13 protein-coding genes are annotated in these 18,756 nt (G+C 35.6%); 8 read left to right on the top strand and 5 right to left on the bottom strand.

Going from position 1 to position 18,756, the window contains the following annotated elements; translation table 11 throughout:
• Positions 1 to 131: 131 nt before the first annotated feature.
• The 6 genes from proB to argH all read left to right on the top strand — a co-directional run bounded on the left by proB (position 132) and on the right by argH (position 5,185).
• Positions 132 to 899 carry a glutamate 5-kinase gene (gene proB / locus ACPF9A_RS06895; RefSeq protein ID WP_424002897.1) on the top strand — a complete coding sequence of 256 codons (768 nt, stop codon included), beginning with the start codon at positions 132 to 134 and terminating at the stop codon, positions 897 to 899.
• Positions 896 to 1,837 (top strand): acetylornithine carbamoyltransferase, encoded by a 942-nt coding sequence (locus tag ACPF9A_RS06900; protein ID WP_424002899.1) that lies wholly within the window; start codon positions 896 to 898, stop codon positions 1,835 to 1,837. The genes proB and ACPF9A_RS06900 overlap by 4 nt, the downstream gene beginning before the upstream one ends.
• Positions 1,827 to 2,009 (top strand): hypothetical protein, encoded by a 183-nt coding sequence (locus tag ACPF9A_RS06905; RefSeq protein WP_424002901.1) that lies wholly within the window; start codon positions 1,827 to 1,829, stop codon positions 2,007 to 2,009. Before ACPF9A_RS06900 ends, ACPF9A_RS06905 begins: the two co-directional genes overlap by 11 nt.
• Positions 1,999 to 2,778, top strand: coding sequence for an acetylglutamate kinase (gene argB / locus ACPF9A_RS06910; protein WP_424002903.1), 780 nt, complete (start codon positions 1,999 to 2,001; stop codon positions 2,776 to 2,778). Before ACPF9A_RS06905 ends, argB begins: the two co-directional genes overlap by 11 nt.
• 1 nt (position 2,779) lies before the next feature.
• A complete protein-coding gene (locus ACPF9A_RS06915; RefSeq protein ID WP_424002905.1) occupies positions 2,780 to 3,844 on the top strand; it encodes a M20 family metallo-hydrolase in 1,065 nt (354 codons plus the stop codon).
• Between the two features lie 63 nt (positions 3,845 to 3,907).
• Positions 3,908 to 5,185 carry an argininosuccinate lyase gene (gene argH / locus ACPF9A_RS06920; RefSeq protein ID WP_424002907.1) on the top strand — a complete coding sequence of 426 codons (1,278 nt, stop codon included), beginning with the start codon at positions 3,908 to 3,910 and terminating at the stop codon, positions 5,183 to 5,185.
• Here argH and ACPF9A_RS06925 read toward each other — a convergent pair.
• A complete protein-coding gene (locus tag ACPF9A_RS06925; protein WP_424002909.1) occupies positions 5,182 to 6,063 on the bottom strand; it encodes a YihY/virulence factor BrkB family protein in 882 nt (293 codons plus the stop codon). The two genes, argH and ACPF9A_RS06925, sit on opposite strands and share 4 nt — an antisense overlap.
• A gap of 236 nt (positions 6,064 to 6,299) precedes the next feature.
• Here ACPF9A_RS06925 and ACPF9A_RS06930 point away from each other — a divergent pair, with 236 nt between their 5' ends.
• Both ACPF9A_RS06930 and ACPF9A_RS06935 read left to right on the top strand, forming a co-directional pair.
• The gene (locus ACPF9A_RS06930) at positions 6,300 to 13,874 is read left to right on the top strand and encodes a BspA family leucine-rich repeat surface protein (RefSeq protein ID WP_424002911.1); all 7,575 of its coding nucleotides are present in this window, start codon (positions 6,300 to 6,302) and stop codon (positions 13,872 to 13,874) included.
• 4 nt (positions 13,875 to 13,878) lie between these two features.
• Complete coding sequence (locus tag ACPF9A_RS06935; protein ID WP_424002913.1) at positions 13,879 to 14,808, top strand: PorP/SprF family type IX secretion system membrane protein; 930 nt, start codon at positions 13,879 to 13,881, stop codon at positions 14,806 to 14,808.
• Here ACPF9A_RS06935 and ACPF9A_RS06940 read toward each other — a convergent pair.
• From ACPF9A_RS06940 to ACPF9A_RS06955, 4 genes are all read right to left on the bottom strand, one after another.
• On the bottom strand, positions 14,805 to 15,866 hold the full coding sequence (locus ACPF9A_RS06940; protein WP_424002915.1) for a zinc-binding metallopeptidase family protein: 1,062 nt from the start codon (positions 15,864 to 15,866) through the stop codon (positions 14,805 to 14,807). The two genes, ACPF9A_RS06935 and ACPF9A_RS06940, sit on opposite strands and share 4 nt — an antisense overlap.
• Before the next feature lie 35 nt (positions 15,867 to 15,901).
• Complete coding sequence (locus tag ACPF9A_RS06945) at positions 15,902 to 16,744, bottom strand: pseudouridine synthase (protein ID WP_424002917.1); 843 nt, start codon at positions 16,742 to 16,744, stop codon at positions 15,902 to 15,904.
• A 75-nt stretch (positions 16,745 to 16,819) separates the two neighbouring features.
• The gene (locus tag ACPF9A_RS06950; protein ID WP_424002918.1) at positions 16,820 to 17,725 is read right to left on the bottom strand and encodes a geranylgeranylglycerol-phosphate geranylgeranyltransferase; all 906 of its coding nucleotides are present in this window, start codon (positions 17,723 to 17,725) and stop codon (positions 16,820 to 16,822) included.
• Between the two features lie 13 nt (positions 17,726 to 17,738).
• Positions 17,739 to 18,677, bottom strand: a complete 939-nt coding sequence (locus tag ACPF9A_RS06955) for a mevalonate kinase family protein (protein WP_424002920.1) — start codon at positions 18,675 to 18,677, stop codon at positions 17,739 to 17,741.
• Positions 18,678 to 18,756 lie beyond the last annotated feature (79 nt).

Genomic DNA, 18,756 nt, shown 5'->3' on the forward strand with positions numbered 1-18,756 from the left:
AAAACAAATGATAAACGTGTCCGGTTGAGCGCAGTCGAAACCCAAAAAAAGGAGTTAGGAGTTAGGAGTTAGGAGTTAGGAGTTAGGAGTTAGGAGAAATTAAAACTCATCCTGACAAAAACGAAACAAGCATGTTGAAAAAGAGAATTTTATTGAAATTAGGATCTAATACTTTAACGAAGGACACTGACCATATCTCTCGTGGTAAAATTGAAGATATTGGTAGGCAAATAGCTGCACTTAAAGATGAATACGAATTCATAATCGTAAGTTCTGGTGCTATTGCCGCAGCTAGGCAGTTTGTAAAATTGGAGCATAACGGGGAAGAAATCACTATAAAACAGGCACTAGCATCTATTGGTCAGCCACATTTAATGCGTATTTTTCAAGAGAATTTTAGAGAGCTAGGTCTTTTTACATCACAGTGTTTACTATCCTATTCCGACTTTGAAAAGGAACAAACTAGAGTAAATATTAAAAATACTATAAATGTTCTTGTTGCTAATAATTTCATTCCTATTATCAATGAAAATGATACTGTGGCAACAGATGAAATTAAGTTTGGTGATAATGATAAGTTAGCAGGTTTAACGGCATCTCTTTTATCCGCAGATATACTAATAATCGCAACAAATACAGACGGCATCTATACCAAAGCATCGCTATCGTCGGCAAAACCTACCACCATAGAACTGGTGACCGACCTTAGTGAATTACAGAAAGAAATTGGGGAATCTAAATCGACCCATGGCACCGGCGGAATGCAGTCTAAAATAGAGGCTGCAACTATCGCACAAAAAGCAGGTATTGAAACTTGGATTACCAATGGCTTAACCGATAATTTCATTACCGATGCCATGAATAACAGAAGTACTTTTACAAAAATTAAAGCATCATGAATTACCTTTCCATAAACGATATCGACTCTTTATCTACCTGGGTAAAAGAAGCTATCGCATTAAAAAAACAACCTAAAAAATTTAAGACTTTAGGTAACGATAAAACCATCGGACTCCTATTTTTCAACAATTCGCTTCGTACGCGTTTAAGCACTCAAAAAGCGGCCATGAATTTAGGTATGGAAGTTATTGTCATGAACTTTGGTAGCGAAGGTTGGGCTTTAGAATATGCCGATGGCACTATTATGGATCAAGGTACCTCTGAGCATATAAAAGAAGCTGCACAGGTAATTTCTCAGTATTGCGACATCATAGCCATACGTGCATTTGCAGGCTTGGTTGACAAAGAATTAGATGAAGCAGAAGAAGTTTTAAACGGATTTAAAACCTACGCATCTGTACCTATAGTAAATATGGAGAGCTCAGTTGGGCACCCGTTACAGGCACTAACCGATGCCATTACTTTAGAAGAACATAATTTTAAGAATAACCCAAAAATTGTATTGTCATGGGCGCCACACCCAAGGGCTTTACCACACGCGGTTGCCAATTCATTTATACAGATGATGCAAAAGCAAAATGCTGAATTTGTAATTACGCATCCTGAGGGTTATGAGCTAGACCCCAACATTACTAAAGATTCTAAAATTGAATATAATCAAGAAAAGGCTTTAGAAAATGCCGATTTTGTGTATGTAAAAAACTGGAGTAGCTATACCGATTATGGTCAAATAAAATCGCAAGATCCTGATTGGCAAATGACCCTTAAGAAATTAGGAAAAGCTAAGTTTATGCACTGCCTTCCGGTACGAAGAAATGTTGTAGTTGCCGATGAAGTTTTAGATAGTGAGCAATCTTTGGTTATTGAACAAGCAAATAACAGAACGTATGCTGCTCAGTTAGTTCTAAAGAAAATACTGGAAAGCAATGAAAATTAGTAAATGGATTTATATTGGTATCGCACTATTCGCACTCATTTTATTTGTAGCAAATATGGTCGATATCGACCATAACACCGCACATTGGAAAACCTATATGGGACCCGTTAGTAACATAATTCTTATTGTTGCCATGGTACTCATGTTTAAATTTTCGGATAATGAAAAATAAATTAAGCGTAGTAAAAATTGGTGGTAATGTCATTGAAGATGAAAAAGCTTTAGCTATTTTTCTTACTGCATTTGCAAAATTAGATGGATTGAAAATACTAGTTCATGGTGGTGGTAAATTAGCTACTCAACTCGCAACTAAATTAGGTATTGAATCTAAAATGATAGACGGTAGGCGTATTACCGATGCTGAAACTGTCGATATCATTACCATGGTTTATGGCGGCTTGGCAAACAAGAAAATCGTTGCCGAGCTTCAAGCAAAAAATATAAATGCAATTGGTTTAAGTGGTGCTGATGGTAATAGCATACATGCACACAAACGACCAATTAAAGAAATTGATTACGGATTCGTAGGAGATATTGAGGGTGTAAACTCCGAATTAATCAGTAACCTATTATCTATAAATCTTACGCCTGTTTTTTGCGCATTATCGCATGATGGCGCAGGGCAATTACTGAATACCAATGCAGATACTATTGCTTCTGAAATTGCAATCGGCATGGCATCAACCTATGAAACTACTCTTTATTATTGCTTCGAGAAAAAAGGTGTTTTATTAGATATTACAAATGATAATAGCGTGGTAAAATATATCAATACAACCACATATAAAGAGTTATTATCTGAAGGGGTAATTGCTGACGGTATGTTGCCTAAACTCCACAATTGCTTTCATGCCTTGAACAATACTGTTGAAAAAGTATGTTTGGGCGATGTAACTATGTTAGATAAAAACACCGAACTGTTCACTACGTTAACCCTATAGAATGAATCAAACAGAACTTACAGAAAATGCCATCGATCTATTAAAAGAACTGATTTCAATAGAATCATTTTCTAAGGAAGAAGACAAAACTGCAGATGCAATACAAGCGTGGTTGGCAAAATATGATATACCAACAGAACGTGATCTGAACAATATTATAGCGAAAAATAAATATTGGGACGATAGCAAACCAACCTTACTATTAAATTCGCATCACGATACTGTAAGGCCAAATACTGCCTATACAAAAGACCCTTTTTTGCCACACATTGAAGATGGTAAATTATTCGGTTTGGGGAGTAATGACGCAGGCGGACCTTTAGTTTCCCTTCTTGCAACTTTCGTGAATTATTACAATGATGAAAACCTAAACCATAATGTTTTAATGGTCGCTTCTGCAGAAGAAGAAAACGCAGGTGAAAATAGCTTGCGCGGATTGCTTCCTAAATTACCACATATTGATGTAGCTATAGTTGGCGAACCTACATTAATGCAACTTGCTATTGCAGAAAAAGGATTAGTTGTTTTTGATGCTGTAGTTAAGGGTACTCCCTCGCACGCAGCGCATCCAAATGAAGACAATTCCATTTACAATTCTATTAAAGTTTTAGAATGGTTTAAGAACTACAAATTCAAAAAGTCATCTGAAGCCTTGGGAGATGTAAAAATGACCGTTACCCAAATTAGTGCAGGGTCGCAACATAATGTAGTACCGGCACAGGTTGATATGGTTGTTGATGTTCGGGTGAACGATGCCTATACTAATAAAGAAATTGCAGATTTGCTAAAGAACGATGCGCCATGCGAATTAAAGGAGCGATCTTTACGCCTCAATTCATCGAAAATAGACAAAGATCATCCGTTAGTGAAATCTGGGATAGCATTAGGCAGAACTACTTACGGCTCGCCTACCCTTTCGGATCAAGCAGCGTTAAGTTGTCAATCACTGAAAATGGGACCTGGTGACAGCACCCGTTCTCATTCAGCAAATGAATTTATCTATGTTCATGAAATTGAAGAAGGTATAGATTTGTATATTAAATTACTAAAAGGCTACTTGCAATAAACAATAATCATTTAGCAATGTACAATTGATTATTGTTCATTGATAATTGTAAACTGACTTAAAATGAAACTCTGGGATAAAGGATTTAGCACTGATAAAAAAATTGATCATTTCACCGTTGGTAACGACAGGGAATTAGATTTGGTTTTAGCCAAGTACGACGTAATCGCATCTAAAGCTCATGCTAAAATGTTGGGTGAAATTGGTTTGCTAACACCCAAAGAAACTCAAGAACTTGTTAATGAGTTAAACCATATTGCCGCGCGAATAGAGAAAGGGACATTTTCTATAGAAAAATCTTTTGAAGACATGCATTCTAAAATAGAATACATGCTTACCCTTAGTTTAGGTGATACTGGTAAAAAAATACATACGGCTAGATCAAGAAACGATCAAGTTTTAGTGGCTATGCACCTGTATTTAAAAGATGAATTGTCAGAAATTAAGTCAATGACAAAGTCGCTTTTTAACCTTCTTCTGGTAAAAGCTCAAGAACATAAAGATGTACTGTTACCTGGGTATACGCACTTACAAATTGCTATGCCCTCTTCATTCGGATTATGGTTTTCTGCTTATGCAGAAAGTTTAATTGATGACCTTTATTTTATTGATGCAGCTTATAAAGTAGCAGATCAAAACCCTTTAGGCAGTGCTGCAGGTTATGGAAGTTCTTTCGCCATTGACCGTAGATTCACCACCAAAGAAATGGGTTTCAGCACATTAAAATACAATGTCGTCGCTGCCCAAATGAGTAGAGGAAAAGCTGAAAAAGCTACCGCTTTCGGTATTGCTAATATTGCCGCTACCTTATCTAAAATGGCTATGGATATTTGTTTGTATATGAGCCAAAACTTCAATTTCATCTCTTTCCCAGATGAACTGACTACAGGTTCTAGCATCATGCCACACAAAAAGAATCCCGATGTTTTTGAATTGGTTCGTGGTAAATGTAATAAACTACAATCTATACCAAATCAACTGACATTGATTATCAATAATCTGCCTAGTGGTTATCATAGAGATTTACAGTTGGTAAAAGAAATCATCATTCCTGCTATACAAGATATGAAGGCTTGTCTAGAAATTTTGACATTCAGCCTTAAAGAAATTAGGGTTAATGAAAATATTTTAGACGACCCAAAATATGACTATTTATTTAGTGTAGATACGTTGAATGAATTGGTACAAAACGGAATGCCTTTTAGAGATGCCTATAAGAAAATGGGGCAAGAAATTAATGATGGCACTTTTACTCCAAAAAGAGATATTCATCATACCCATGAAGGTAGTTTAGGTAATTTATGCTTGAAGGAAATTCATGATAAAATGAAAAATAGTTAATTCAACTTAACATACTTATCAGAATAAATCTTGGTAAACTGTGCTCCGAAAGTGACAATTAAGCTAGAATAAGATACCCATAACATCACTAAAATGATGCTGCCGGCCGCACCGTAAGTAGAGCCTGGTTCTGCCTTACTAAAGTAAAAAGCAAGCGCGTATTTACCTATTAAAAACAAAAAGGCTGTAAGTGCAGCACCTACTTTAACCACTTTCCAACGTACATGTGTACTGGGCAAGTATTTAAACATGGCACCGAATAATAGGTAGATAAAAGTCAAGGAAATAACAATATCCAATACGAAGCCTAGCTCCAACATTCCCTCTGGCAAAAGCCTAGATAGTTGATTTGAAAATGCCGATAAAAATGAAGTCAACACAAAACTGATCAGTAATAAAAATCCGAAAATTAAAATAAACCCGAATCCTTTTAACCGCATGAAAAGGGTAGATAATATTTCATTGGTATATTTTGGTTTCGCTTTCCAAATATCGTTTAACGCATTTTGTAGTTGATAAAAAACTCCGGTAGCACCATAAATTAATACTCCTACTCCTAATATTGTAGCAACGATAGATGTATTTTCACTACCTCTATCCGCTATCATTTCTTGTATAGATTGCGCTGTTTCAGGACCCATTGCAGATGAAATTTCAGCAAATAATTCTCCACGTACAATTTCTTTGCCCCAAATACCACCAACCAATTCTAGAATTAAAATAAGAAGACCTGGTAATGATAAAATTGCATAATAAGCTATAACCGCACTAATTTGAAACGGTTCTTTTTCTATCCATGTATTATAAGTGTTAACCAATAATTTGGGTAGATGTTTTATTCTGAATTTGGATTGTCGGGTATCTTTTTGCTCTGACATCTATTGATGTATTAATTCTAACAGTAAATTTAAGCGGTACTTCAAAATCTCGGTAACCCAATAAGATTAAATACTATCTCTCATCATGAGCTCAATATTGCTAAAACATTGATTTATATGTAATTCAACAGAAATAGTGAACTTTATACCCATAAAACACACATTCACAACAAAAAATTTTAACATTTAGTTTTCATAGGCATATTTGAGGTAAACCCTCGATTAAACCAACCGGCATGCCAATTTTTAAAAAGTGTATTACCATTTTTCTTTTATTCTTGAGTTTTAATCTTTTCTCACAAACTTTTACTTCTATTTGGAATACAAATAATATTGAAACCGGCTCATCTACAGCTAATCAAATTACCATTCCTACCAACCCTTCATATACAACATATAATTATGATATAGATTGGGGAGATGCAAATACAGATACTGGGGTATCGGGAGATATAACGCATACCTATGCATCTCCTGGAATATACACCATTAGTATTAGCGGCACATTCCCTTCTATTTACTTTAACGATGAAAATGCTAGTGACAAACTAAAAATCATTGAAATTCTAAGTTGGGGAGCTATAGAATGGGAAACCATGGAAAATGCTTTCTATGGTTGTGAAAACTTGAATTTTGATTTAATTGACGATCCTAACCTTGCTCAAGTCACCTCTTTGAAACAGATGTTTAGAGGTTGTACTTCGTTTAATGGAATTGTAAATAACTGGGACACCAGTACTATTAATGATATCTCAGGCTTATTTTATGAAGCAGAAACATTTAATAGACCCTTAGCAAATTGGAATACCAGGACAGTAACAGATATGTCTTATACTTTTTACGAAGCAGAACTATTTAATGAGCCATTGGATAGTTGGAATACAGCTGCAGTAACTACAATGTCTAACATGTTTTATCATGCTGAAGATTTTAATCAAAACATCAACAATTGGAACGTTAGCAATGTAACGGACATGTCCAATCTGTTTTATTATGCCAGAGTTTTTAATCAGCCATTGAACTTATGGGATGTAAGTAATGTAACTACCATGGCAAGGATGTTTTACCTAACATCCTTTAACCAACAAATAAACAATTGGAATATTAGCAATGTTACGGACATTTCTGGAATGTTTCAAAATTGCCCGTTCAATCAACCCTTAAATTTATGGGATGTTAGCAATGTGACCACCTTATCGGGCACGTTTGCCCAAAACAACAATTTTAATCAACCTTTAAATGATTGGGACGTAAGCAGTGTAACCGACATGAGCCGAACATTTGGTAGTGCCGGTAGCTTAAAAGATTTTAACCAACCTTTAGATCAATGGGATGTTAGTAATGTAACTAATATGTCAGGTATGTTTGAAAGCTCTTCTTTTAACCAACCATTAAATGGGTGGGATGTTAGCAACGTAACCAATATGAGCTATATGTTTGCTGGTTGGGCATCTTCCTACATAACTGCTTATAACCAACCTTTAGACCTTTGGGACGTAAATAGCGTTACGAACATGAGTTATATGTTTCAAGACTCAAGTTTTAACCAAGATATTGAAGGCTGGGACGTTTCCAACGTTACGAACATGAGTAATATGTTTGATAACGCAACGCTATTTAATCAGCCACTAAACAATTGGACAATTACTTCACTTACAAATTTAGACGGTATTTTCACAAATACACCGCTGTTCAACCAACCTGTAGACAATTGGAATACTTCGGCTGTAACAAGAATGAGAAATACATTTCTGAATGCTGATTCTTTTGATCAGGACCTATCATCTTGGGACATTTCCTCCGTTACATCTATGACATCTCTTTTATCCAATTCTGGATTATCTGAGGAAAATTATGATGCTACTTTAATCGGTTGGGCTACCCAAACCGTTGAAGATGATGTTGACTTAGGAGCAACAGGCTTAAAATATTGTGATGGTAGACTTGCAAGACTAGAACTTATTGATAACTATAATTGGACTATAACCGGAGACATTGTTAACTGTTCAAATGTGTTCTGCACAACAATTACAAACCCAGCCGAAGGAGATACAAATGTTCCTGCAAATTCTAACATACATTGGGCTGCCGCACCAAATGCAACTGGTTACTATATTGACTTAGAAGTTGAAAGAGGAGGAGTACGTAGCTTTGTAAATATCAATGGAAGCCCTGCAAATAATTATGATGTTGGTAACGTACAAATTTTAACTTTTACCAACGAATTTACTCTAGGCGATACTATTTTCATTACTGTTACACCTTATAATGGTGAAGGTCCGGCAGTTGGCTGTGAAGAATTTAGCTTTACCGTAGTACCTTCATGGGTCAATAGTCCAGCAGCCTATAAATTTACGATTGACACTAGCCTCGGATCTACTTATGGTACTGATCAATTTGATTTTAGAATTCAAAGAAACTCTAGCTACAGCTACAATTATTCCGTTGATTGGGGAGATAGCGAATACAACAATAATGTTACAAGTGATCTTAGACACATATACAACACCCCTGGCATATATACGATATCCATAATTGGTGATTTCCCTGCTCCTTATCATTACTATGGAGATGCCGATGAAGTCATATCTATTGACCAATGGGGTACACATGAGTATCAATCCATGCAAAGAGCTTGCTTTGGATGTGAAAACATGGAGTATAATGCTACAGATATTCCTGACCTAACCCTTGTAACCGATATGTCCGAAATGTTTGAAGGCGCCCATTTATTTAATGGAAATTTAAATAATTGGAATGTTAGCAATATAACGAACATGGAATCTACCTTTAAAGGAACCTATGTTTTTAACGAACCTTTAAACACCTGGGATGTCAGCAATGTTACTAACATGACCAGTATGTTCTATAGCGCTAGAGAATTTGACCAACCCATAAATTCATGGAATACAGGCAATGTTACCAATATGGGTTCTATGTTCTATGATGCAGAAGTATTTAATCAGCCATTAGATTGGGACGTATCTAAAGTTACCTCTATGTATGGCATGTTTGGATCTACAGAGCTATTTAACCAAAACATAAACGACTGGGACACCTCTTCAGTTACCAATATGAGCTCTATGTTCAGAAGTGCTGAAGCATTTAATCAACCTCTAAATAATTGGAACGTATCATCGGTTACTACCATGAATTATATGTTTAATAACGCTGAAATATTTAATCAACCTCTAAACAATTGGAATGTAAACTCGGTAACCAATATGGGTTCTATGTTCTATAACGCTCAAAATTTCAACCAAGACATAGACAGCTGGTCCGTAACGAACGTAACAGATATGTCTTCCATGTTTAGTTCAGCTCTCAGCTTTAACGAACCATTAAATAGTTGGGACGTAAACTCTGTAGTAAACATGTCTGAAATGTTCAATGGGGCAGAAGTTTTTAATCAACCTCTAATAGATTGGGATGTAAGTGCCGTTGCCAACATGACATCTATGTTTAAAAACGCTTTACTGTTTGATCAACCGCTAAATAATTGGAACGTATCATCGGTTACGCTAATGACGTCTATGTTCGAAAGCGCTGAAGCTTTTAATCGACCTTTAAACAATTGGAATACTGCTGTGGTAACCAACTTTGCAGCGATGTTTAAAAACGCATCAGCTTTCAATGAACCACTTACAAATTGGAATACTGGAGAAGCATTGACCATGCAAGAAATGTTTAGCGGTGCAACGCTATTTAATCAAAACATTGATGCTTGGAACGTCTCATTTGTAACCACAATGGAAGCTATGTTTAACGAAGCTACCAGTTACAACCAAAGCATGAATTCTTGGAACGTAGCCTCTGTAACTACCATGGAAGAAATGTTTAAAGGCGCCATTGCATTTAATGAAACTATTGGGGATTGGAATGTAAGAGGTGTCACCACCATGGAAGAAATGTTCAGCGATGCAACTGCTTTCAACCAAAATATAAACAATTGGCGTATATCTGGGGTAAGCAACATGGATTATATGTTCAACAACGCATTGGCTTACAACCAACCTATGGATTTATGGAATCCGGGAAATGTTAGCATGCGATCCACTTTTTACAATGCCTCTTCACTAGACCAAAGCTTGGCAGAATGGGATGTTAGCGGAGTAACTAACATGAGCGATATGTTAGACAACACTGCTTTGGTAAGAGAAAATTATGACAATACGTTAATTGCTTGGTCCGAACAGAATTTAACATCAGGTATAACCCTAGGTGCACAAGGTCTGCCCTATTGTGATGCACAAGAAGAAAGACAATCTATGATTGACAACTATGGTTGGACCTTTGACCAAGATGTTCGTGATTGCCCAATCCCAAATTGCACACAATTGGCATCACCTTTAAATGGTGATACCGATGTACCTGTCAATACTAACCTTACTTGGGACGCTGCACAATTTGCACAAAGTTATTACCTAACAGTAGGAACCTCTGCAGGTGGAAATGACATAGTAAACAATGAAACTATCACTAATGAAACATCTTATGAATTTGCATCTGATTTTAATACTGGTGATACGGTTTATGTAACAATTATTCCTTTTAATGATGAAGGTGATCCTGGAACTTGTATTGAAGAGAGTTTTACTATTTCAAATTCTGCCGCAACCATACCTGAATGTACTTCTTTGACGGCTCCTTTAAATACAGCAACAGAAGTGTCAATAACTACTGATTTAAGCTGGAGCCCTATTTCAAATGCCGATGGTTATAAGCTTACCGTAGGAACTTCCTCTGGTGCTAGTGACATATTAAATTCTGAAGATGTAGGTAATGTTAATACCTATGAATTTATTACCGACTTACCTGAAGACAATGATATTTTTGTTACTATAATACCTTATAATGGTGAAGGTGAACCTGGTTCTTGTACCGAAGAACGTTTCCATACTGAATTAATTCCTGTTGCACCTACATGCACTAATTTAATAAGTCCTGCTCATTTAGATACAGGCGTTGCTATTGACACTAATTTAAGTTGGACAGCAGTTCCCGAAGCTACCGGTTACTTAGTAATTGTTGGTACTACCGAAGGTGGTAATGAAATAGTAAATAATGTAGATGTAAATAATGCTACAACATATGATATACCAGAAGACCTACTTGAGAGTAGAACATATTACGTCACCATAATACCCTACAACGATGTTGACGATGCGACCGGATGCATAGAAGAAAGCTTTACAACTGGAAATTCAACTAGTCCTCCTTCATGCCCAATTCTAAGCTCACCAGCCAACGGTGCTACTCAAGTTGCATTAGATACTAATTTAAGTTGGAACGGATCTGGGTCTGTAGACGGATACAATCTTAAAGTAGGTACAACTTCTGGAGGAACAGAAATTTTTACAGGCGATATTGGGAATATAACCACATATACATTCACGAGCGACCTACCAGAAAATAAAACAATTTATGTTTCTATAATTGCGTCAAACATAAATGGTCCTTCCGCAGATTGTATAGAATATACTTTTGAAACGATAGGTCCACCAGCATGTACTTCATTAACAAGCCCGACAAATAACGCCACTAATGTTGCTGTAGATACTTCTATTGAATGGAATGCAGTTTCTGACGCCGAAGGTTATAGAGTAACCGTTATTGGCAGTAATAGTACTGCTAACAATATGACCAATTTTGATGTAACCACAAATACAACCTTTGATTTTGCAAACAATTTCATACAAGGTGAGACTGTTACTGTAAGTATTAAGCCTTACAATACAAATGGAGAGGCTACAGGGTGTACATCTGAAAGCTTTACAATTCTTCCTCCGCCGGTTCCATCATGTACTTCATTAATTACTCCTGTAAACAATACAGCAAATGCAGATATCGATACAGATATTAGCTGGAATGCAGTAGACGGTGCAACTGGTTATACCATAACAGTAACAGCTAGTGAAAGCACTGTCAATAATTTAACCGACGTTGACGTTATAGCAACTTCTTACGATTTTACAAATGACTTTATACAAGGTGAAACTGTTACGGTTACCATAAAACCTTTCAATAGCTCTGGTGAAGCTGTAGGTTGCACTTCTGAAACTTTTGCTATTAAGCCTGTACCAGGTTGTACTAACTTAAACCTGCCGATAGATGGTGACACTCAAGTTGACACTAGCACGTCGATTTCATGGAATGCCGTTGTAGATGCTATTGGATATTTTGTATCTGTATCTGCGAGTACAAGTACGATTAACAATTTTACTGACCGAAAAACCACATTTACAACTATAGATTTTGATTCCGGCTTTACTCAAGGTGAGACTGTTTCGGTTACTATAATACCTTATAATGAATCTGGTAACGCTATTGGTTGCTCAACAGAAACGTTTACTATTCAAGCTATCCCTTTATGTACAATATTAACTTCGCCTGCTAACGGTGATGTTGATGTAGCCTTAAATTCTAACTTAGAATGGATGGCAGTACCTGAAGCTGTTGGATACTTACTTTCTGTATCGGGAAGTAATAGTACCGCAAACAACGTATCAGAATTAGATATTACCTCTGGAAACACATATGATTTTACCGGTGATTTTGAACAAGGAGAAATAGTATCGGTAAATATAACACCTTACAACAATGCAGGTGAAGCTATAGATTGTTCTATTGAAACATTTACAATTAAATCAATCCCTAATTGTACGACTTTAATTTCACCTCTTAATAATGATGTACGAGCAGAAGTAAGTGAAATTACATGGAATACTGTAGCAGATGCAAATGGCTATAAATTGACTATTACTGGTGATAATAGCACTATAAATAACGTAACCGACTTGGAAGTTTTAGATACCACCTACTCTTTCCCAAATGAATTTAACATAGGTGAAATTGTAACGGTTACCATCATCCCCTTCAACGAGGTTGGTGATGCTAATGGTTGTACTTCTGAAAGCTTTACTATAAGACCTTTACCTTCTTGTACTTCTCTTATCTCTTCATTACAGAACGGGAATGATATTTCTGTTAGAACAGATATCGAATGGAACGTTGCCGATCAAGCAGATGGCTATTACATTTCAATTGGCACAACTAATGGCGGAAATGATATTGTTACTGATGAAGATGTTGCTTCATTGACTAGTTATATTCTCAATGAAAATTTGCCTTCTGAGACATTAATTTATGTAACTGTTACACCTTATAATTCTTCTGGTGAAGCAGAAGGCTGTATTTCAGAAAGCTTTACAACAGAAGTTGTAGCTCCTGATTGTGCACTATTATTGAGTCCAGCTAAAGGAGAAAACAATGTTTCTTTAGAAAGTACCATTTCTTGGGAAGAAGTTGAAAAAACAGATGGGTACAGAATCTCTATTGGAACATCTACTGAAGCAAATGATATTTTAGATACTATAGATATGGGTACGGCTACTAGCTATACACATGAACAAGAATTTCCTTTTGATACCGAAATCTTTGTTACTATTACATCTTATAACAGTGCCGGTGATGCTATAGGTTGTGAACAACAATCGTTTACAACAATGATTCCTGAAGATGAAACAAAATACGGCTTCTCACCAGACGGAGACGGAATAAACGAATATTGGCACATTGAAAACATAAACTATTACCCCGAAAATATTGTCAGCATTTATAATAGGTGGGGCGATATGGTCTTTCAGGTTGAGAATTATGACAATGCATCTAACGTATTTTCAGGTACTGCAAATATGAAGACCAAAATAGGCGCAGACCAATTGCCAACGGGTACTTATTTCTTCAATATTGAAATAGAAGGTGAAACCATTTTAAGAAAAACGCAAGGTTTCCTTGTTTTAAAGCGATAATAGCATGCAGAATTTTTACAAAAACATCGCTTTGATAGCAATCGTCTTAGGGGCATTGACCAATAATACGTCAATAGCGCAGCAAACCCCTACTTTCTCTGAGTATAATTACAATCCGTACTTGGTAAATTCTGCCTTTGCGGGACTTGCACCAAGTGCTGAAATAGGTATTAGTAATACTGGTACTTTTAATCAATTTGAAGGTAGTCCTAAAAGTTTTGCCTTAAGTTTCCATACTCCATTAAACCGAGGTAAAGTTGGGTTAGGAGCAGGATTAATACGTGATGAAGTCGGTGTAACCACCTCAACAAGTGCTTTTGCTACTTACTCTTATAAGATATTCTTCGACACTAAAAATAATAGACCTTATTGGCAAATATACACCCCAAATTCATTGTCTTTCTCTATATCACCTGGTGTACAGCAGTATCAAGAAAACTTACTTGAATTGGGTATAATGAATGACCCTAATTTTGCTATGAATATTAATGCCACTATTCCAACCATTGGATTAGGATTTCTTCTAAATCTTGCTAATGTATATGTGGGAGTTTCTACACCAAATGTAATTGGTGACATGCTTGTTTCCGATGATAATGTTGAAATCAACGTTCCGTATTATGGCTATTTAGGATATCGCTTCTTTTCAAACAAATTTGAAGAATTAATGGTTAAGCCAAACTTATTATTGAAATATGAAAATGGCGCTCCATTTCAAGTAGACATGAATATCGCTGTCAGTTACAGAAACAGATTTGAACTAGGAACAGGTTATAGAACTAATTCGTCGATTAATCTTTTAGCAGGTGTCTATCTTTTCAAAAATATTAGAGCCATATATAGTTACAATGTAGCCATGAACGATTCTCCATTGGGTAACACCCATGGCATTATTGCCACCTACCGTTTTGGTAAGGGCTTTAGTAGAGACTAAACACTCTTTAATAATTTATGAATGAACTCTAATTTATTCTTTACAGGCTCTGATATAATAAACGGATAAGGATCGTCTTCTCCCATAGAACGGCTCATACTGTTCAATGCGAACAGTAAAGGCATACCGGTATTCAATACCTTTTTAAAACTGGTTTCTTTATAAGGATCGAAACTAGCATTCATCTTTAAATTTTTCTTGGCGGTAATCTTAGGATCTGTTTTGAGTCCGAAATTATAGGCAGTTTCCAACACATCGGTAAGGTGTAAATAATGCGACCAGGTTTCGGCCCAATCTTCCCATGGGTGAGATGATGCATACTTGCTTATAAAACGTTGTTGCCAATTTGCCTGTGGACCATTATTGTAATAATTGGTCAAGGCATCAACGTACGACATAGATTCATCGCCAAATATATTTCTAAATCCAGTTAATACAGCTGGATTATCACGAACTAGTCTGTCCCAGAAATAATGCCCTACTTCATGTCTAAAATGACCGAGTAAGGTTCTATAACGCTCAGACATTTGCTGCTTTATCTGTTCTCGAACAACAGGATCTGCTTCAGAAATTAAAAGGGTAATTACACCATTTGCATGTCCTGTTTTTAAATCTTTAGCCTCTTCTGGCAAATCATCTTGCGCCAAAAAATCAAAGCAAAGACCTTTAGAATCATCAATGGTTTTACTCACCACCGATAATCTAAAACGTAATAATTGATATACCAATCTATGCTTGGCTATTTCAATTTGCTTCCACTTGGCTAAATTATCATCATCTAGAATATCAGGTATAGTTCGATTTAAGCTGCAAGCTAAGCAGAACTCATCTCCCCTTTCTATATCTACAAGCCAATTACAAACATGATGCTTTTGATTTTTACAGTATACATAAGTTTTATCTTCCAATTCTGGAAGTTTCCATTGCGTAGCATTTGCATCTAAAGAAACTATCTTATTGTAATAAGAAGAGTACCCTAATAGGTAGCCGCAATTTACACATACGTTATTCTCGAAAACAACTGTATTCTTACAATTTGTGCACTGAAATAATTTCATATCCTATAGCCTTTTAAACAGACAAGGACAGCGTTTTATTTGATCATCTTAAGGTTTATCACCTCTTGATCTGTCAAATACCTCCAGTGTCCTCTTGGTAAATCTTTTTTAGTAAGACCACCATAAACAACCCTATCTAATTTCTGAACTTTATATCCTAAAGTTTCAAATAAACGTTCTACAATTTTATTTCTAGAACTATAAATTTCAATGCCTACTTCTCTTTTAGGAGCATCGGCAATAAAACTAACATCTTGTACTCTTACTACCTTTTCGTCAACTGTAACACCTTCTTGTATCTTCTTTAAATCGGCACTTCTTAATTCTTGCTCAAGCACCAAATGAAAAATCTTACGCATACCATTTATAGGACTTTTTAAGACCTTGGTCATATTGCCATCATTGGTGAACAAAAGTAAACCTGTATGGTCTTTTTCCAATTTATCTACCGGCAATAATTTTGACTTAGAAGCACTAGATATTAACCCTGATACGTGTCTTTTGCCTTTTTCATCACGAATAGTAGTTACAAAGTCTTTTGGCTTATTTAGAAGTACATATTCTTTCTTTACAGGATTTAATAATTGACCATCGAATTTTACCTCATCGGTCAATTTTACCTTATACCCCATTTCTGTAATTGGTTTGCCATTTACAGTTACATTACCTGCAGCAATATAGATATCAGCATCTCTACGAGAACATACCCCAGAGTTAGCTACATATTTATTTAGTCTAATAGCATTTGGATCTTGTGGCTTAGCTGGCGTCACATTTTTTTTAATTGGCGCATTACCACGAGCATAGCTCTTCTTTTTAAAATTACCCCCTTGCCTACCTGAAGCATTTTTATCCCTACTAGAATCATCCCTACTCATAACTGTACCAATTTTGCACAAAGGTAGCAAATTGCATTGCCGTTCAAATAGTTATATGAAACATATTACCAACAACTATAGTATTCTGTTTAAAACAAGATTAACATCTATGAGCAGAATACCAAAAACACCCATTACTATGATTAGTTTAAGAATATTATGCAGCCAAACATAGTCTTTACGGGTCTTTGCTTTGAATAAGAGGAATATGAAAGACACCAATAATACCACACAAAGCATAAAATAAAAGTTCATATACCCCACATCGAACTTAAAAATGAGCAGTAATGACGGTACAAGGGTCAATAAAATTAATAAGGATATCAATAATTTAGATATTCTTGTCCCATATATGATCGGAATAGTTCTATAATTCTGGGCAAGATCACCCGATATATTCTCCAAATCTTTAATCATTTCACGAGCAAGTATTAATAGAAATAAAAATACTGCATGTACAAAAATGACAGGTTGAATGTTTTTATAGTATACAAATATGATGAAAAATGGGGTTATCGCCAGGGTTGCAGAAATAAAGTTGCCTAAAAACGGAATTTTTTTCAACTTATGAGAATAGATCCAGATACCAAAAATGTACGAAGAGAAGAAGAAAACCGCCCTAAAAGAAACATAACTTGCAGCTATTACCGCGAAAAAATTTAACACAAAATAAGTCGTTAGCTTAAACCGCTGGCTTACCAAACGATCTAACATGCTCTTTCGTGGTTTATTAATAAGGTCTTTTTCTGCGTCGTAGAAATTATTGATAATGTAACCGCCAGCAATGACCATAGCAGATGCAATTACAATAACAAAAAGCTTAATATCAAATACTACTTCTCTTACCGGTAATTCTGGTGCCAGTATGTAAATTGATGCCAAATACTGGGCTAGTGCTATAACTAAAATGTTATACCCCCTAACCACTGAAAACAGACTCAGTACTTTTAAAAGTAAGAGTTTATTTCTTCTATTAAGCATGTTTGGAAATTACCTAAAAATTATAGACTACTTCTAATTTGTAATCTTTTAACGCAGTTTTAGCTTTCTCAAAGTCTTCTGTAAACCCAAGAATATAACCGCCACCACCTGATCCACATAGCTTTAAATAGTAATCATTGGTGTCGATTCCGTTTTTCCACAAGGCATGAAATTTTGCCGGAATCATAGGTTTAAAGTTATCTAAAACAACATGAGATAATTGCTTTAAGTTACCGAACAAAGACTGAATATTGCCGTTTACAAAATCTTCTACACAAGCATCTGTATGCTTTATGAATTGATTTTTTAGCATTTTACGGAAACCATCATTTTTCATCTGTTCCATAAAAATTTGAACCATGGGTGCAGTTTCACCAATAATACCACTATCTAATAAAAACACGGCACCTTTACCATCTGCATTTTGAGAAGGTATACTGGTAGACTCAATATTATCTTTGGAATTTATAAGTATAGGCAGACTTAAATAGCTATTTAAAGGATCTAGCCCCGATGACTTACCGTGAAAAAACGATTCCATTTTACCGAATATCGTTTTAAGCTTCAATAATTTTTCTCTTGTTAAATTCTCTAGAACGGTTATTTTATCTTGTGCATATTTATCGTAGATAGCTGCTACTAAAGCACCACTACTACCTACACCATAACCTTGAGGTATAGAACTATCAAAATACATACCTTCTGCAACATCTGTTTTTAAAAGCTCTAAATCGAAAGTAACCAACTTCGGATTCTTAACGGTTAAATTTTCTAAATAATGAGTAAATGCTTCTAAACTTTTATTTGATTTTGTGGCCTCAACAGATGAGTTGGAATCAGATTTCAAAGCACCTTTATAAAAATTATAAGGTATAGATAATCCTTTAGAATCTTTTATGATACCATACTCCCCGAAGAGAAGAATTTTCGAATAAAAAAGAGGTCCTTTCATTTTTAAAAACTAAACAAATATTGAAACTTATATAAAGATAATCAAAGATTCACACAAAGTTGAACGTTATACCATAAAT

The organism is Maribacter sp. IgM3_T14_3 (assembly GCF_049603095.1).
GTDB lineage: Bacteria > Bacteroidota > Bacteroidia > Flavobacteriales > Flavobacteriaceae > Maribacter.

Coding starts and splice junctions, on each gene's coding strand:
- argH (WP_424002907.1), top strand. CDS start 3,908: ATGAAACTCTGGGATAAAGGATTTAGCACTGATAAAAAAATTGATCAT.
- ACPF9A_RS06930 (WP_424002911.1), top strand. CDS start 6,300: ATGCCAATTTTTAAAAAGTGTATTACCATTTTTCTTTTATTCTTGAGT.
- ACPF9A_RS06940 (WP_424002915.1), bottom strand. CDS start 15,866: ATGAAATTATTTCAGTGCACAAATTGTAAGAATACAGTTGTTTTCGAG.
- ACPF9A_RS06905 (WP_424002901.1), top strand. CDS start 1,827: ATGAAAATTAGTAAATGGATTTATATTGGTATCGCACTATTCGCACTC.
- ACPF9A_RS06900 (WP_424002899.1), top strand. CDS start 896: ATGAATTACCTTTCCATAAACGATATCGACTCTTTATCTACCTGGGTA.
- argB (WP_424002903.1), top strand. CDS start 1,999: ATGAAAAATAAATTAAGCGTAGTAAAAATTGGTGGTAATGTCATTGAA.
- ACPF9A_RS06915 (WP_424002905.1), top strand. CDS start 2,780: ATGAATCAAACAGAACTTACAGAAAATGCCATCGATCTATTAAAAGAA.
- ACPF9A_RS06935 (WP_424002913.1), top strand. CDS start 13,879: ATGCAGAATTTTTACAAAAACATCGCTTTGATAGCAATCGTCTTAGGG.
- ACPF9A_RS06945 (WP_424002917.1), bottom strand. CDS start 16,744: ATGAGTAGGGATGATTCTAGTAGGGATAAAAATGCTTCAGGTAGGCAA.
- ACPF9A_RS06955 (WP_424002920.1), bottom strand. CDS start 18,677: ATGAAAGGACCTCTTTTTTATTCGAAAATTCTTCTCTTCGGGGAGTAT.
- ACPF9A_RS06950 (WP_424002918.1), bottom strand. CDS start 17,725: ATGCTTAATAGAAGAAATAAACTCTTACTTTTAAAAGTACTGAGTCTG.
- proB (WP_424002897.1), top strand. CDS start 132: ATGTTGAAAAAGAGAATTTTATTGAAATTAGGATCTAATACTTTAACG.
- ACPF9A_RS06925 (WP_424002909.1), bottom strand. CDS start 6,063: ATGTCAGAGCAAAAAGATACCCGACAATCCAAATTCAGAATAAAACAT.